The sequence below is a fragment of the Streptomyces diastaticus subsp. diastaticus genome (assembly GCF_011170125.1).
Lineage (GTDB): Bacteria > Actinomycetota > Actinomycetes > Streptomycetales > Streptomycetaceae > Streptomyces > Streptomyces diastaticus.
This window is the reverse complement of record NZ_BLLN01000003.1, coordinates 868,856-883,768: the sequence shown is the minus strand read 5'-3', so window position 1 is coordinate 883,768 and position 14,913 is coordinate 868,856. Positions and strand designations below refer to the sequence as shown.

The following is a 14,913-nucleotide window of genomic DNA, read 5'->3' as shown; positions in this document are numbered from 1 at the left end:
TGGAGGTACGCACGTGAGTGACCCGAGGCCCCCGCTCCCCCACGACTTCCTGCCCGAGGTGGCGTCGTTCACCGTGGTGAGCGACGAGGTGAAGCCGGGCGCGACGCTGGACGACGCGCAGGTGCAGGCGGTCGGCAACCGGTCCCCGCAGTTGCGCTGGGAGGGTTTCCCGGCCGGGACGAAGAGTTTCGCGGTGACCTGCTTCGACCCGGACGCGCCCACCGGCAGCGGCTTCTGGCACTGGGTGCTCTTCGACATCCCCGCCTCGGTGACGGAGCTGCCCGCGGGTGCGGGATCGCCCGGCTTCGAAGGGCTGCCGGCGGGCGCCGTGCACGCGCGGAACGACTACGGGACGCGGGAGTTCGTCGGCGCCGCGCCGCCGCCCGGTGACGGCTCGCACCGCTACGTCTTCACGGTGTACGCGGTGGACACCGAGCGGCTGGGCGCCGACGCGGACGCCTCGCCGGCGGTGGTCGGCTTCAACCTGCGGTTCCACACGCTGGGCCGCGCCCAGCTCATCGGCGAGTACGAGGTACCCGCCGAGGGCTGAGCCGCCCGCCCGGCTCCGCGTCCGTGCGGAGGTGTTTCCCCGATTGCTGCCCGCCCGTGGTCTGAATGTGGCCGCGGGCGGGCAGCTTTCCCGCGTCGGGTGGTCGCCGTGCGCACGGCCGCCCGGTGCGCCGGGCCCCGATATTGCGTTGTCCGCCGCGCCGCGCCCGGCCAGAGTTGTAGCGGCCCGCCAAGGGGCGGGTGCCACACGGGAGGTGGGCCGGCCATGCGGGACACACTGGTGCTGAACGCGAGTTTCGAGCCGCTGTCGACGGTGACGTGGAACCGGGCCGTGGTGCTGGTCCTCCAGGACAAGGCCGTGGTGGAGATGGTCCACCCGGATCAGCGTGTGCGGGCCGCTCTGGTGGACGTACCGGTGCCCCGGGTGATCAGGCTCTGCCGGTACGTACGGGTGCCGTTCCGAAGACGGGCTCCGTGGTCACGGCGCGGGGTGCTCGTGCGCGACCAGCACCGGTGCGCGTACTGCGGCGGGCGCGGCACGACGGTGGACCACGTGGTGCCGAGGTCGCAGGGCGGGGCGGATACGTGGCTGAACACCGTGGCGTGCTGCGCCGCCGACAACCATCGCAAGGCCGACCGGACGCCGGAGGAGGCCGGGATGCCGCTGCTGCGGCAGCCGTTCGAGCCGACGCCGTCGGACGCGATGCTGCTGTCGCTCGGCCGGGGCGGCACCGAGGACCTGCCGGAGTGGCTGGCGCTCCCGGCCGCCTGATCTCGCCGGTACGACCGGAGGGCCGCTCCCCTGTTGCCGGGGAGCGGCCCTCCGTCGTGGGCGGGGCCGCCGGGATCAGTCGATGGTGGGCTTCTCCATGCGCTCGCGGCCCGGTGCCTGGGGCGCCGCCGGGGCCGGGGCGCCGCCCAGTCCGCCGAGGTTGCCGAAGGCGCCGCCCAGGCCCTTGAGGGCGTCGCCGATCTCGCTGGGCACGATCCAGAGCTTGTTGGCGTCGCCCTCGGCGATCTTCGGCAGCATCTGGAGGTACTGGTACGAGAGGAGCTTCTGGTCCGGGTCGCCCGCGTGGATGGACTCGAAGACCGTACGGATGGCCTGCGCCTCGCCTTCCGCGCGGAGGGCGGCGGCGCGCGCCTCACCCTCGGCGCGGAGGATCGCCGACTGCTTCTCACCCTCGGCCCGCAGGATCTCGGACTGGCGGACACCTTCGGCCTGGAGGATCGCGGCGCGCTTGTCGCGGTCGGCGCGCATCTGCTTCTCCATCGAGTCCTGGATGGAGGTGGGCGGCTCGATCGCCTTCAGCTCGACGCGGTTGACGCGGATGCCCCACTTGCCGGTGGCCTCGTCGAGGACGCCGCGCAGCGCCGCGTTGATCTCCTCGCGGGAGGTCAGCGTCCGCTCCAGGTCCATGCCGCCGATGATGTTCCGGAGCGTGGTGACGGTGAGCTGCTCGATGGCCTGAATGTAGCTGGCCACCTCGTAGGTGGCGGCCCTGGCGTCGGTCACCTGGTAGTAGATGACGGTGTCGATGTTGACGACCAGGTTGTCCTGGGTGATGACCGGCTGCGGGGGGAACGGCACGACCTGCTCGCGGAGGTCGATGCGGTTGCGGATCGTGTCGATGAACGGGACGACGATGTTGAGGCCCGCGTTGAGCGTGCGGGTGTAGCGGCCGAAGCGCTCGACGATGGCGGCGCTGGCCTGCGGGATGACCTGGATCGTCTTGATCAGGGCGATGAAGACGAGCACCACCAGAATGATCAGGACGATGATGATCGGTTCCATCGCGGCTCCCCGTGCCTTCCGTGCCTTCGCGGGCTGCTGTCGCCCCTCCCGCCGGACGTGCGGGAGGATCTTGGTGGCCGAGTCTGTCAGACCTCGGCGGTGCGTGGGACCGATCCGGTCACATGACGACCGCCGTGGCGCCCTCGATCTCCACGACGTCGACCTCGCGGCCGGGTTCGTAGCTCTGGTCGGCGTCGAGGGAGCGGGCCGACCAGATCTCGCCGGCGAGTTTGATGCGGCCGCCGGAGCCGTCGACGCGTTCGACCACGACGGCCTGTCTGCCCTTGAGGGCGTCGACGCCGGTGACGGTGCCCGGTGAGTGGGCGCGGTTGCGCGCCGCGATGGGGCGGACTACGGCGATCAGTGCCACCGAGACCACCACGAAGACCAGTACCTGGGCGACGATGCCGCCGCCGAGCCCCGCCGTGATCGCCGCGGCGACCGCTCCGACGGCGAACATGCCGAACTCCGGCATGGCCGTCATCACGAGCGGAATACCGAGGGCGACCGCGCCGACAAGCCACCACACCCACGCGTCGATGTCCACGCGTTCATGGTAGGGGCGCGGGCCGCCCGGGGACAGGGGCCTTTCGGGCCCCTGTCGTGGCCGGGAGGGTCAGCGCATCGGGAGACCGCGGGCGGTCCAGCGGTCGTCCTGCTGCTCGACCACGAGGGGCAGGCCGAAGCAGCGGGAGAGGTTGCGCGAGGTCAGCTCCAGCTCCAGCGGACCGGCGGCGAGCACCTGGCCCTGCCGGATCATGAGGACGTGGGTGAAGCCGGGGGCGATCTCCTCGACGTGGTGGGTCACCATGATCATCGAGGGGGCGATCGGGTCCCGGGCCAGCCGGCCGAGGCGGCGGACCAGGTCCTCGCGGCCGCCGAGGTCCAGGCCGGCGGCCGGCTCGTCGAGGAGGAGGAGTTCGGGGTCGGTCATCAGAGCGCGGGCGATCAGGGTGCGCTTGCGCTCGCCCTCGGAGAGGGTGCCGAACCTGCGGTCCAGGTGCTCGTTCATGCCGAGGCGGTCGAGGAAGGCGAGGGCGCGGTCGCGGTCGACGTCCTCGTAGTTCTCGTGCCAGGCGGCGGTCATGCCGTAGGCCGCGGTGAGCACGGTCTGGAGGACCGTCTGGCGCTTGGGGAGCTTTTCGGCCAGGGCGATGCCGGCGACCCCGATGCGCGGGCGGAGTTCGAAGACGTCCGTGCCGGGCTTGCCGAGTTGCTCGCCGAGGATCGACACGGTGCCGGCGCTCGGGAAGAGGTAGCTGGAGGCGAGGTTGAGCAAGGTGGTCTTGCCGGCGCCGTTGGGTCCGAGGATGACCCAGCGCTCCCCCTCCTTCACCGACCAGGAGACCTGGTCCACCAGAGCCCGGCCCTCGCGGACCACGGATACGTCCACCAGCTCCAGCACATCGCTCATGAGCGCGTTGTCTCCCATTGCAGTCTCGTGTTCAGCTCGCGCCGGCCGGACATCCGGGACGCGGGCCCCCGTACAAACCTACGCCACCCGGCGAGCGGTGCCGTCCCCCCCTCCTGTCCTTAGGGTGGGGGGATGCTCACGGAACCGCGCTCAGGACTGTTGGCGGCATGGGGAAATGCCCTTCTTGCCGGATTGGTGTCCCCGGATGACGCCGCGTCGGCCATCGTCGGGGAGGACGCGCGCCATCGCGTCGTCGGGTTGCCGGACTGGCCGGAGCCGGCCGGGCTGACCCTGGCGCTGGGGCGGCTGCGGTCGCTCGGGGCCTCCGGATTCCGGGTGGCGCTGCCGGTGCCGGGCCATCCGCTGGGGCTGAGCGGCCCCCCGGAGTTCAACGAGCGGGCGATGGAGGCCGAGGAGGCCGTGGTGACGGTGGGCGCCGGACTCGGCCTCGTACCGGAGGTGGCCGCGGTGGGGCCCGAGGGGGACATGCACGTGGAGGTGGTGTGGCACTGCCTGCCCGTGCGGGAGGCGCCGCCGGCGGACGTGCCCTCGCTCGGGGAGGCGGAGCGGGAGCTGGCGCAGGCGCTGAGGGAGGCCACCGAGGTGCTGTCACGCCTGGATGTGGCCGGTTCGGGTCCGGTGGCGGACGCGGCGCTGGACGCCTACCGGGCGCGGGCGCACGCCGGGGCGAGGGACGCGCTGGCACCGGGGTATCCGCAGCGGGCGGTGCGGGTGCTGGAGCTGGCCGACCGGGTGGCGCTGCTGGTGGAGCTGGCCGGGAGCAGTGGGCACGGCGGGGCGGTGAGCGCGGCGGAGATGGCGGCGCGGGCCGAGGCGCTGCGGCCGGTGGAGCGGACCGCGCGGCGGGCGAAGGTGGCGGCGTACGGAGCGGCGACGGAGGGCTGACCGGTCGCGGCCGGTGCGGGCAGGGCGACGGCCCCCCGGGGGGAGCCGAGGGGCCGTCGCGGCAGGGCGGTACGGGTCAGCCGTTGAGGCCGAGGTTGCCGAAGGCGGGGTTGAGGAGCCCGACGACGTTCACGGTGTTGCCGACCACGTTGACCGGGACCTGCACGGGGACCTGGACGACGTTGCCCGAACCGACGCCCGGGGAGTGGACGGCGGCGCCGTCCGCCTGGGCACCGCCGGTGGCGGAGGCCGCGCCCGCGCCGGCGGCGAGGATGCCGCCGGCGACCATGGTGACGGCGGCGACCTTCTGGAACTTCTTCACTGCGTACTCCTCGTACAAGGGGACAGGTGCCGCGGCCGGCCGCCGCGGCATGTCCTGGAGAACGGGGAGCGCCCCACCCGGATACGCCGTCCGGGTGACATCCACCCGACAGTATAAATCTCCTCCCGGTCGGGAACTACGCCGGTCCTCCGCCCCCGCGTACGGCGTTCCCGCAGGTCGTCAGCGCGCCATCCCGTGGCGTACGGCCCACAGGGCGGCCTGGGTGCGGTCGGCGAGGTCGAGTTTCATCAGGATGTTCGAGACGTGGGTCTTCACCGTCTTCTCGGAGAGGACGAGGGCTCGGGCGATCTCGCGGTTGGAGCGGCCGTCGGCGATCAGGCCGAGCACCTCGCGTTCGCGTTCGGTCAGGGAACCGCCGCGGCCCTGGCTCTGGCCGTTCTCCTCCTGGCTGAGGAGGGCGCCGGCGACCTCGGGCTGGAGAAGGACGTGGCCCGCGTGGACGGAGCGGATGGCGCGGGCCAGCGCCTCGGGGTCGACGTCCTTGTAGACGTATCCCCCGGCCCCGGCGCGCAGGGCGGGGACCACGGTGCGCTGTTCGGTGAAGCTGGTGACGACCAGGACGCGGGCCGGGTTGGCCAGTTCGCGCAGGCGGCGCAGGGCCTCGACGCCGTCCATGCCGGGCATCTTGACGTCCATCAGGACGACGTCGGGCTGGAGTTCCTCGGCGCGGGCCACGCCTTCGGCGCCGTCCCCGGCCTCGCCGACCACCTCGATGTCGTCCTGCACCTCCAGGAAGGTGCGCAGGCCGCGGCGGACCACCTGGTGGTCGTCGACGAGGAGGACCCGGATGACGTGGTGGTGCCGTTCCTCGCGCTCGGTGTCAGCCACCGGGTACCTCCATCTCGATCGTGGTGCCCCTGCCGGGCTCCGCGTGCACGGTGAGGCGGCCGCCCACGCCGCCGGCCCGGTCCCGCATGGAGACCAGGCCCAGATGTCGTCCGGCTTCCCGGGTGGCCTCGGGGTCGAACCCGCTGCCGTCGTCGCGCACGGTCAGCACGGCACCGCTCCCCTTCTTCTCCAGGGCCACCTCCACGTGGCGGCCGCCGGAGTGGCGGAGCGCGTTGTGCAGCGCCTCCTGGGCCACCCGCAGAAGGGCCTCCTCCTGGGCGGCGGGGAGCGCGCGGACGCCGGTCGCGGTGAAGGTGACGCGGGCGGCGTGGGCCCGGTCGAGGACCTGCACCTGGGTGCGCAGGGTGGCGACGAGGCCGTCCTCGTCCAAGGCCGCGGGGCGCAGTTCCACGACGGCGGCGCGGAGTTCCTCGGCGGCCTCGGCGGCGAGCGCGGCGACCTGGTGCAGCTCCTCCTTGGCGCGGACCGGGTCGCGGTCGACCAGCGCGGTGGCGGCCTGGGCGGTGAGGCGCAGGGAGAACAGCTTCTGGCTGACGGCGTCGTGGAGTTCGTGGGCGAGGCGGGAGCGTTCCTCGGCGATGGTCAGCTCGCGGCTGCGTTCGTAGAGGCGGGCGTTGGTGAGGGCGATGGCGGCGTGCTGGGCGAGGATCGACAGGAGTTCCTCGTCGGCCTCGGTGAAGCCGCAGCCGCCCTCGGGCTTGGGGCAGCGCTTGTTGGCGAGGTAGAGGGCGCCGATGGTGCGGTCGCCGTCGCGAATGGGCAGGCCGAGGAAGTCGGACATCTCGGGGTGGGCGTCCGGCCAGCCGCCGAAGCGGGGGTCCTCGCGGACGTCGGCGAGGCGCTGCGGGTGATCGTCGTGGAGCATCGCGGCGAGGATGCCGTGCTGGCGCGGGAGCGGCCCGATCGCCTTCCACTGGGCGTCGCTGACGCCGTCGACGACGAACTGGGCGAAGCCGCCGTGATCGTCCGGGACGCCCAGGGCGGCGTACTCGGCGTCGAGCAGTTCGCGGGCGGAGGCGACGATCGTCTTGAGGACGTCGCGGACCTCCAGGGGGCGGCTCATCGCGAGCAGCGCGGAGCTCACCGCGAGGAGCCCGGCGCCGGGCGGCCGGCCGCCGGTCCTGGCGGGGCTCGTGGGGTCGGTCATGCGGTCACGCTACCGGCGGCCGGTGGCGGGTGTATCGGTCCGGCGGCCGGGGCGGCCGGGGCCGTGGGCCTAGGCCGGGGAGGGGCGTGCCCTAGGGCGAAGTGCCCTGGGGTCGTGGTGCGGGTGGCGGAGGCGGTGACGGGGGTCACGTTCCTACTGTGGGCGGGCCGGTGGCGGTGACGGTCCGTGAGGGGCCGCTGACGCGGCGCCGCCGGTGCCGGTGCGCAGCCGGCGCCCCGTCCAGAGGGCATCGACGCCAGACACAAGGGGACGAACATGCCGGTGGCGGTCATCACAGGGGGTTCGAAGGGGCTGGGGCGGGCGCTGGCCCTGGCGCTGGCCGAACGGGGCTGGTCGCTGGTGCTGACGGCGCGGGGCGCCGGGGCGCTGGCGGAGGCCGGGCAGGCCGCCGAGGAACGCGGGGCCGTGGTGCGGACGGTGGCCGGAGACGTGACCGACGCCGGGCACCGCGGCGAGGCGGTGGCCGCCGCACGGGCACTCGGCGGGGTGGACCTGCTGGTCAACAACGCCAGTGCGCTGGGGGCGAGCCCGCTGGCGGGGCTGGCCGGGCTGGGGACCGCGGGGCTGCGGGAGGCGCTGGAGACCAATGTGGTCGCCGCGCACGGGCTGCTGCGGGAGACGCTGCCGCTGCTGCGGTCGGCCCCGGCGGGCGCGGTGGTCTCGGTGAGTTCGGACGCGGCGGTGGAGGCGTACCCGACGTGGGGCGGCTACGGGGCGTCGAAGGCGGCGCTCGACCACTGGTCGGCGGTACTGGGGGTGGAGGAGCCGGGGCTGCGCGTGTGGGCGGTGGACCCCGGTGACCTGCGGACGGAGCTGTACCGGACGGCCGTGCCGGACGACCCGGACGAGGCGGCGCGGCCGGAGCCGGAGTCGGTCGTCCCGGCCTTCCTGCGGCTGCTGGACGAGCGGCCGGCGAGCGGGCGGTACACGGCGTCGGCACTGCTGGAGGCGGCCCCGGCCGCGGCCGGCCGGTGAGCGCCCGGGCGGTGGTGGGCCGGGTCCCCGAGGAGTTGTCGGCGCGCGTGCCGGTGGAGGAGCGGGAGCCGGGGCGAGGGCGGGACGGGGTGCGGCTGCTGGTCTCGGCCGGGGAGCGGCTCCCGCGGGTGGGGTGGTTCACGGAGCTGCCGGGGCTGCTGCGGGCCGGGGACCTGCTGGTGGTCAACACCTCGGCGACGCTGCCCGCGGCGGCGGACGGGCGGCTGGGCGGCACGGCGGTGGTGGTCCACTTCTCCACGCGTGCGGACGGGCCGGGACCCGGTGAGCGCTGGGCCGTCGAACTGCGTTCCCCGGACGGGCGCGGGACCACGAGGCCACGTTCCGGCGGCCCGGCCGGGGCCGTGGTGGCGCTGGCGGACGGGGCGCGGCTGGAGCTGGTGGAGCCGCTGACGCCGGGGGCCGGGCGGCTGTGGTGGGCGCGGGCGGAGGGGTTCGGGGCACCGGCCGCCGACAGGGCGGGTTCGGCGGTGGTGGCGTGGCTGCACCGGCACGCGCGGCCGATCCGGTACGCGTACACGGCGCGGGACCAGCCCCTGTCCGCGTACCGGACGGTGTTCTCGGCGGCCGGGGAGGACCGCGGCGGGTCGGCGGAGATGCCGAGCGCGGGCCGTCCCTTCACGGCGCGGACGGTCACGGAGCTGGTCCGGGCCGGCGTGCAGTTCGCTCCGGTGACGCTCCACACGGGCGTCGCCTCGTCCGAGGCTCACGAGCCTCCCTACCCGGAGCCGTTCTCGGTGTCGCCGCACGCGGCGTGGCTGGTCAACGCGGTACGCGCCGGGGGCGGGCGGGTGATCGCGGTGGGCACGACGGCGGTACGGGCGCTGGAGTCGGCGGCCGGCCCGGACGGCCGGGTGCGGGCCGCCTCCGGCTGGACCGGCCTGGTGGTGACGCCCGAGCGCGGGGTGCGCTGTGTGGACGGTCTGCTGACCGGCCTGCACGAGCCGGAGGCTTCCCACCTGCTGATGCTGGAGGCCGTCGCGGGTGCGGCCGCCGTGGAGCGCGGGTACGAGGCCGCGGTGGGCGCGGGGCTGCTGTGGCACGAGTTCGGGGACGTGCATCTGCTGACGCGGAGGGAGTGAGGGGGCCCGGGGCGGCCGGTCGGGGCTGGGCCGACCTGCGGGTCGATGCCGGCCGCCAGGGCGACCGTGCTGGAGCGGGGGCCGGGCGGTGGCAGGGGCTGGGCGGGAGACAGGGCGGCCCTCGGGACGCGGGCCCGGGCGCTGCTCGGCGGCCGGTCCCCCGCAGGCCGGGCGGGGCCCGGCGGGGCTGCCCGGCCCCGGGTCGGGGCGCTCTCCGGCACGTCGGGGAGCCGGCCGGGCCCGCACGCGCGGCAGGGGTGACGCGACAGGGCGGTCCCTCCCTCGGCCGTGGCCCCCTCGCCTCGCCACAGCCCTTCGCCCCCCCTGCGCCATGCCCCCTCCCCGGCGGAAAGGCCCCCGGGCGCATCGGCCACCCGTCCGGCCGGGGTGAGCTGTCGCATCCCCGCTGGACGCATGACCCGCGCGAGGCCCGGGCACGCGCGTCCTGGTGCCCGGTGCGGCGGGGTCCGGGGCCCGGACGCGGACCGCCGCGGCGATGGCGCTCCCGGGCACGGCGGCCCGGACCCGGCGAAACCGCCCACTTCCGCGAAACCCCTCGAAAACGGTCACAGAAAGCGTTGCAGCGGCAACGGAGGGCGAGATCGAGGGGGGCGCCTTGTGAGGCCCGGCATAGGGCCCAGGTCACGTACGAAGCGGCTTAGTGGACCGAAACGCCGGGTTTGGCGGGGCGTAAAAGGGACAGGCGGGGAGACTTCCCGTCCCGCGTCCACTACCCAGCTTCGTACGTCACATGATTGCCACGCATTTTTGCGGCCGCTAACAATGGCTCACGTCGCTCGGCGCTGCGACGGGCCAACCGCCCCGCAGCGTTAGTGCCGGAACATCGCAACTGTCCCCGCCGAGCCGAGAGCGACCTCCGCTACACGAAGAGGTCCTTCCCCATGACGCAGTCCCGCATTCTCGGTCTGAACACGCTGACCCGAAACCAGAAGATCTCCATCGCCGGTGTCGCCACCGCGGGCGTCGCCGCCCTGACGGTCTCCCTCGTTCCGGGCTCGTCCTCGACCGAGATCGAGCCTGTCGCCGCCTCCCACTCGGCCGTGGCCCCCGCGTGGTCGACCGCCAAGCAGTGGGAGCAGAGCTCCGAGCTGAGCGACCACCTCGCCCAGCAGCAGGTCATCGCCTACCAGGGCGCGAAGTCCGCCGCCGCCGAGGCCAAGAAGGCCGAGGCCGTCAAGAAGGCCGAGGCCGAGAAGAAGGCCGCCAACGAGCGCAAGGCCGAGGAGTCGGCCAGCCGCTCCGCCGAGCGCTCGACGCCGGCCTACGCCAACAACCTCGACGGCTGGATCCGTGAGGCCCTCGACATCATGCAGGACAAGGGCATCCCCGGCTCCTACGAGGGTCTGCACCGCAACATCATGCGTGAGTCCTCGGGTGACCCGCAGGCCATCAACAACTGGGACATCAACGCCATCAACGGCGTCCCGTCCAAGGGTCTGCTCCAGGTCATCCAGCCGACCTTCGACGCCTACCACGTCGCGGGCACCAAGCACGACCTGTACGACCCGGTCGCCAACATCACCGCCGCCGCCAACTACGCGGCCGACCGGTACGGCACCATCGACAACGTCGACAGCGCGTACTGATCCGGGCCTCTCGCGGAGGTGTGTTCCGCACACGAGGACAGCAGTGAGGGCGGCACCCGAAACGGGTGCCGCCCTCACTGCGCGTCAGGGGCCGGTCCGCCCGCGCGGCCCGGCCCGCCCGCGTTCCCGCGTCACTTGCGCATGACCTCGGGTTCGTGGCGGCGCAGCAGCCGGGCCACGGCGAAGCCGCAGACCGCGGCCATCACCAGCAGCACGGCGACGTTGATCCCCCACTGGGCGACCGTGGCGTCCCAGAGCGGGTCGAGGTCGGTCGGGTTCTCGCGGTCCCACGGCGGCATGAGGTGGGCCAGGTCCAGGGTCGAGGCCGCGCCGGACATCGCCCAGCGCGAGGGCATCAGCCAGGCGACCTGCTCCAGGCCCGGTGAGCCGAAGACCTTGAAGAGCACGCCGGTGAAGACGACCTGGACGATCGCGAACATCACCAGCAGCGGCATGGTCTTCTCGGAGGTCTTCACCAGCGAGGAGATGACCAGGCCGAACATCATCGAGGTGAAGCCGAGGGCGATGACGACCAGGCACAGCTCGACGGCCGGGGGCATCATCAGGCCCTCTTCGGGCAGCTCGCGCGGGATGAAGCCGATGGCGCAGATGATGACACCCTGCACGGCGGTGATCACGCCGAGGACGATGACCTTCGACATCAGGTACGCCGAGCGGGAGAGGCCGGTGGCCCGTTCCCGTTCGTAGATGACGCGTTCCTTGATCAGCTCGCGGACCGAGTTGGCGGCGCCGGAGAAGCACATGCCGACCATGAGGATGAGCATGATCGTCCCGGCGGTGCTGTTGAAGAGCGCCGGCGGGGTCGGCGGGGCCAGGCCGAAGTCGGCCGGGATCACCGTGGAGACCACACCGAGCACGGCCGGCAGGGCCAGCATCAGCCCCATGAACCCCTTGTCGGAGGCGATCACCGAGGCGTATCTGCGGATCAGCGTCATCAGCTGCGAGCCCCATGCCTGCGGCTTGGGCGGGCGGATCGCCTCGGCCGAGGGGGTGTCGCTGGGCTGCGAGGCGACGGCGTCGATGTCCGCCGCGTACATCTGGTAGTGCTGCGAGCCCTTCCAGCGGCCCGCCCAGTCGTAGTCCCGGTAGTTCTCGAAGGCGGAGAAGACGTCGGCCCAGGTCTGGTAGCCGAAGAAGTTCAGTGCCTCCTCGGGCGGCCCGAAGTACGCCACGGAGCCGCCCGGCGCCATCACCAGCAGCTTGTCGCAGAGCGCCAGCTCGGCCACCGAGTGGGTGACCACCAGAACGGTCCGGCCGTCGTCGGCCAGGCCCCGCAGGAGCTGCATGACGTCGCGGTCCATGCCCGGGTCGAGACCGGACGTAGGCTCGTCGAGGAAGATCAGCGAGGGCTTGGTCAGCAGCTCCAGGGCGACCGAGACGCGCTTGCGCTGGCCGCCGGAGAGGGAGGTGACCTTCTTCTCCTTGTGGATGTCGAGCTTCAGCTCGCCGAGGACCTCGTCGATCCGGGACTGCCGCTCGGCCTCCGTGGTGTCCGCGGGGAAGCGGAGCTTCGCCGCGTACTTGAGGGCCTTCTTGACGGTCAGCTCCTTGTGCAGGATGTCGTCCTGCGGGACCAGACCGATGCGCTGCCGCAGCTCGGCGAACTGCTTGTAGAGGTTCCGGTTGTCGTAGAGGACGTCGCCCTGGTCGGCGGGGCGGTAGCCGGTGAGCGCCTTGAGCAGCGTCGACTTGCCGGAGCCGGACGGGCCGATCACCGCGATGACCGACTTCTCCGGGACGCCGAAGGTGACGTCCTTGAGGATCTGCTTGCCGCCGTCGACGGTGACCGTGAGGTGGCGGGCGGAGAAGGACACCTCACCGGTGTCGACGAACTCCTCCAGCCGGTCCCCCACCAGCCGGAACGTCGAGTGGCCGACACCGACGATGTCGTTCGGCCCGATCAGCACGGTGCCCGACTTCGGGATCGGCTGGCCGTTGAGGTACGTGCCGTTGTGCGAGCCGAGGTCGCGCAGCTCGAACCGGCCGTCGGGCGTCGCGGTGAACTCCGCGTGCAACCGCGAGACCTGGAGGTCGGAGACGACCAGCTCGTTCTCCAGCGCACGGCCGATCCGCATCCTGCGGCCGAGGGCGACCTGGTGGAACGTGGTCGGGCTGCGGTCCCCGTAGACCGGCTCGGCACCCTGCCCGCCCTGCTGCGGGACCTGCCCCTGCGCCGCGTGCGGGGCGTGCCCCTGCGGCGGCACCTGCTGCTGCGGCTGCTGCCACTGCTGCTGGGCGTAGGGGTCCTGCGCGTACTGCCCGGGCGCGGGCTGCTGCTCGGGCGCCGGGGCCTGGGCGGCCCAGCCGCCCGCCTGCTGCTGCGCGGGCGCGTGCTGCTGCGCGGCGGCCTGGGCGGCGCCGCTGAGGTTCAGGCGCGGTCCGTCGGTGGCGTTGCCGAGGTTGACGGCCGAGCCGGGACCGATCTCCTGCTGCTGGACGCGGCGGCCTTCGACGAAGGTGCCGTTGGTGGAGCCGTGGTCCTCGATGACCCAGCTGCCGCCCCTCCAGCTGATCGACGCGTGCCGCCAGGAGACCCTGGCGTCGTCGAGTGCGATATCCCCTTGCGGATCACGTCCGAGGGTGTATGGCCGGGACGCGTCGAGCGTCCAGGTCCGTCCGTTCACTTCCAGTACGAGTTCCGGCACTCCAGCCCCACTGAGTTGTCCCCCGATTGGCCCCCGTGGCCGGGGAGTCTAGGGATGTCGAACATCGAGGGGGAACTATTCCAGGCCGGGCCCCCGAACCGAAAGCCGGGCCACCGTGAAGACCTCGTGGCCGGGCCCGCGTTCGTCTCCCCCGCGCCGGGCAAAGGGGCCCGAAGCGGAGCATCGGGCCCACCTCGCGACGGCGGTTTCCGGCCGCCCCGCGACCGTCGCCGGGCACCGTACGCCGCCCGCCCGGGGAGGGCTGTCCACCCTTCGGCCGGGAGGATCGCCCCGCGGCCGGGCCCGATACGGTGGGACGCACCATGAGCGCATCGCAGCCCCCAGAGACCACCGGCGCACCGGCCGCCGACGTCCCCACTCTGCTCGTCAAGATCTTCGGCAAGGACCGCCCGGGGATCACCGCGGGCCTGTTCGACACCCTCGCGGCCTTCTCCGTCGACGTGGTCGACATCGAGCAGGTCGTGACCCGGGGGCGCATCGTGCTGTGCGCCCTGGTGACGGAACCGGCGGGGGTGAGCGAGGGAGAGCTGCGGGCGACCGTGCACGGCTGGGCCGAGTCGTTGAAGCTCCAGGCCGAGATCATCTCCGGGATCGGCGACAACCTCCCGCGCGGTCTCGGCCGCTCCCACGTCACCGTCCTCGGCAACCCGCTGACCTCCGAGTCGACCGCCGCCATAGCGGCCCGGATCACCGGGACCGGCGGCAACATCGACCGGATCTTCCGGCTTGCCAAGTACCCGGTGACGGCGGTGGAGTTCGCCGTCTCCGGCACCGAGACCGAGACCCTGCGGACCGCGTTGGCGACCCAGGCGGCGGCGCTCGGCGTGGACGTCGCCGTGATGGCCTCCGGTCTCGGGCGGCGGGCGCAGCGGCTGGTGGTGATGGACGTCGACTCGACACTGATCCAGGACGAGGTCATCGAGCTGTTCGCGGCCCACGCGGGGTGCGAGGAGCAGGTGGCCGAGGTGACGGCGGCGGCGATGCGCGGCGAGCTGGATTTCGAGCAGTCGCTGCACGCCCGGGTGGCGCTGCTGGCGGGGCTCGACGCGTCGGTGGTCGAGAAGGTGCGCGGCGAGGTGCGGCTGACCCCCGGCGCGCGCACGCTGATCAGGACGCTCAAGCGACTCGGCTACCAGGTCGGGGTGGTCTCGGGCGGGTTCACCCAGGTGACCGACGACCTCAGGGAGCGGCTCGGGCTGGACTTCGCGCAGGCCAACACCTTGGAGATCGTCGACGGGAAGCTGACCGGCCGGGTCATCGGGGAGATCGTGGACCGGGCGGGCAAGGCGCGGCTGCTGCGCCGGTTCGCGGCCGAGGCGGGGCTCCCGCTCAACCAGACGGTGGCGATCGGGGACGGCGCCAACGACCTCGACATGCTGAACGCCGCGGGGCTCGGCGTGGCCTTCAACGCCAAGCCGGTGGTCCGCGAGGCCGCCCACACCGCGGTCAACGTGCCGTTCCTGGACACCGTGCTCTACCTGCTGGGCATCACCCGCGAGGAGGTCGAGGCGGCCGACGCCCTCGACTCCTGACCGCGCCCCGCGCCGACGTGTCCGCAC

General features: G+C 73.2%; 14 protein-coding genes. 7 read left to right on the top strand and 7 right to left on the bottom strand.

What is annotated here, in order from left to right; translation table 11 throughout:
- Positions 1-13: 13 nt before the first annotated feature.
- Positions 14-550: a YbhB/YbcL family Raf kinase inhibitor-like protein gene (locus Sdia_RS12380; RefSeq protein WP_100453277.1), complete on the top strand. Its 537-nt coding sequence runs from the start codon at positions 14-16 to the stop codon at positions 548-550.
- Between the two features lie 225 nt (positions 551-775).
- Entirely contained in the window at positions 776-1,282 is a 507-nt protein-coding gene (locus Sdia_RS12375; protein ID WP_100453276.1) for an HNH endonuclease, read from the top strand.
- A gap of 75 nt (positions 1,283-1,357) precedes the next feature.
- Here the strand turns inward: Sdia_RS12375 and Sdia_RS12370 are convergent, their stop codons facing one another.
- From Sdia_RS12370 to Sdia_RS12360, 3 genes are all read right to left on the bottom strand, one after another.
- A complete protein-coding gene (locus tag Sdia_RS12370; protein ID WP_008410203.1) occupies positions 1,358-2,305 on the bottom strand; it encodes an SPFH domain-containing protein in 948 nt (315 codons plus the stop codon).
- Between the two features lie 118 nt (positions 2,306-2,423).
- On the bottom strand, positions 2,424-2,852 hold the full coding sequence (locus Sdia_RS12365; RefSeq protein ID WP_100453275.1) for an NfeD family protein: 429 nt from the start codon (positions 2,850-2,852) through the stop codon (positions 2,424-2,426).
- Between the two features lie 69 nt (positions 2,853-2,921).
- Positions 2,922-3,719 carry an ABC transporter ATP-binding protein gene (locus Sdia_RS12360; protein WP_100453396.1) on the bottom strand — a complete coding sequence of 266 codons (798 nt, stop codon included), beginning with the start codon at positions 3,717-3,719 and terminating at the stop codon, positions 2,922-2,924.
- Between the two features lie 132 nt (positions 3,720-3,851).
- Between Sdia_RS12360 and Sdia_RS12355 the strand changes: the two genes are divergently transcribed.
- On the top strand, positions 3,852-4,625 hold the full coding sequence (locus tag Sdia_RS12355; protein ID WP_100453274.1) for an Rv1486c family protein: 774 nt from the start codon (positions 3,852-3,854) through the stop codon (positions 4,623-4,625).
- Between the two features lie 76 nt (positions 4,626-4,701).
- On the opposite strand, the gene Sdia_RS12350 is transcribed toward Sdia_RS12355, so the two are convergent.
- The 3 genes from Sdia_RS12350 to Sdia_RS12340 form a co-directional block, all read right to left on the bottom strand.
- A complete protein-coding gene (locus tag Sdia_RS12350; RefSeq protein ID WP_239106307.1) occupies positions 4,702-4,914 on the bottom strand; it encodes a chaplin family protein in 213 nt (70 codons plus the stop codon).
- Positions 4,915-5,127: 213 nt separating this feature from the next.
- On the bottom strand, positions 5,128-5,796 hold the full coding sequence (locus tag Sdia_RS12345) for a response regulator (RefSeq protein ID WP_100453272.1): 669 nt from the start codon (positions 5,794-5,796) through the stop codon (positions 5,128-5,130).
- Positions 5,789-6,964: a GAF domain-containing sensor histidine kinase gene (locus tag Sdia_RS12340; protein ID WP_100453271.1), complete on the bottom strand. Its 1,176-nt coding sequence runs from the start codon at positions 6,962-6,964 to the stop codon at positions 5,789-5,791. Before Sdia_RS12340 ends, Sdia_RS12345 begins: the two co-directional genes overlap by 8 nt.
- 276 nt (positions 6,965-7,240) lie before the next feature.
- On the opposite strand from Sdia_RS12340, the gene Sdia_RS12335 reads away from it, so the two are divergent.
- The 3 genes from Sdia_RS12335 (at position 7,241) to Sdia_RS12325 (ending at position 10,667) form a co-directional block, all read left to right on the top strand.
- Complete coding sequence (locus Sdia_RS12335) at positions 7,241-7,960, top strand: SDR family NAD(P)-dependent oxidoreductase (protein ID WP_100453270.1); 720 nt, start codon at positions 7,241-7,243, stop codon at positions 7,958-7,960.
- Positions 7,957-9,060: an S-adenosylmethionine:tRNA ribosyltransferase-isomerase gene (locus Sdia_RS12330; RefSeq protein ID WP_100453269.1), complete on the top strand. Its 1,104-nt coding sequence runs from the start codon at positions 7,957-7,959 to the stop codon at positions 9,058-9,060. Before Sdia_RS12335 ends, Sdia_RS12330 begins: the two co-directional genes overlap by 4 nt.
- Positions 9,061-9,962: 902 nt before the next feature.
- Positions 9,963-10,667 (top strand): transglycosylase SLT domain-containing protein, encoded by a 705-nt coding sequence (locus Sdia_RS12325; protein WP_100453268.1) that lies wholly within the window; start codon positions 9,963-9,965, stop codon positions 10,665-10,667.
- Between the two features lie 131 nt (positions 10,668-10,798).
- Here the strand turns inward: Sdia_RS12325 and Sdia_RS12320 are convergent, their stop codons facing one another.
- Complete coding sequence (locus Sdia_RS12320; protein WP_115068543.1) at positions 10,799-13,333, bottom strand: ABC transporter ATP-binding protein/permease; 2,535 nt, start codon at positions 13,331-13,333, stop codon at positions 10,799-10,801.
- A 323-nt stretch (positions 13,334-13,656) separates the two neighbouring features.
- On the opposite strand from Sdia_RS12320, the gene serB reads away from it, so the two are divergent.
- Positions 13,657-14,886, top strand: coding sequence for a phosphoserine phosphatase SerB (gene serB, locus Sdia_RS12315; RefSeq protein WP_115068544.1), 1,230 nt, complete (start codon positions 13,657-13,659; stop codon positions 14,884-14,886).
- Positions 14,887-14,913: the final 27 nt, after the last annotated feature.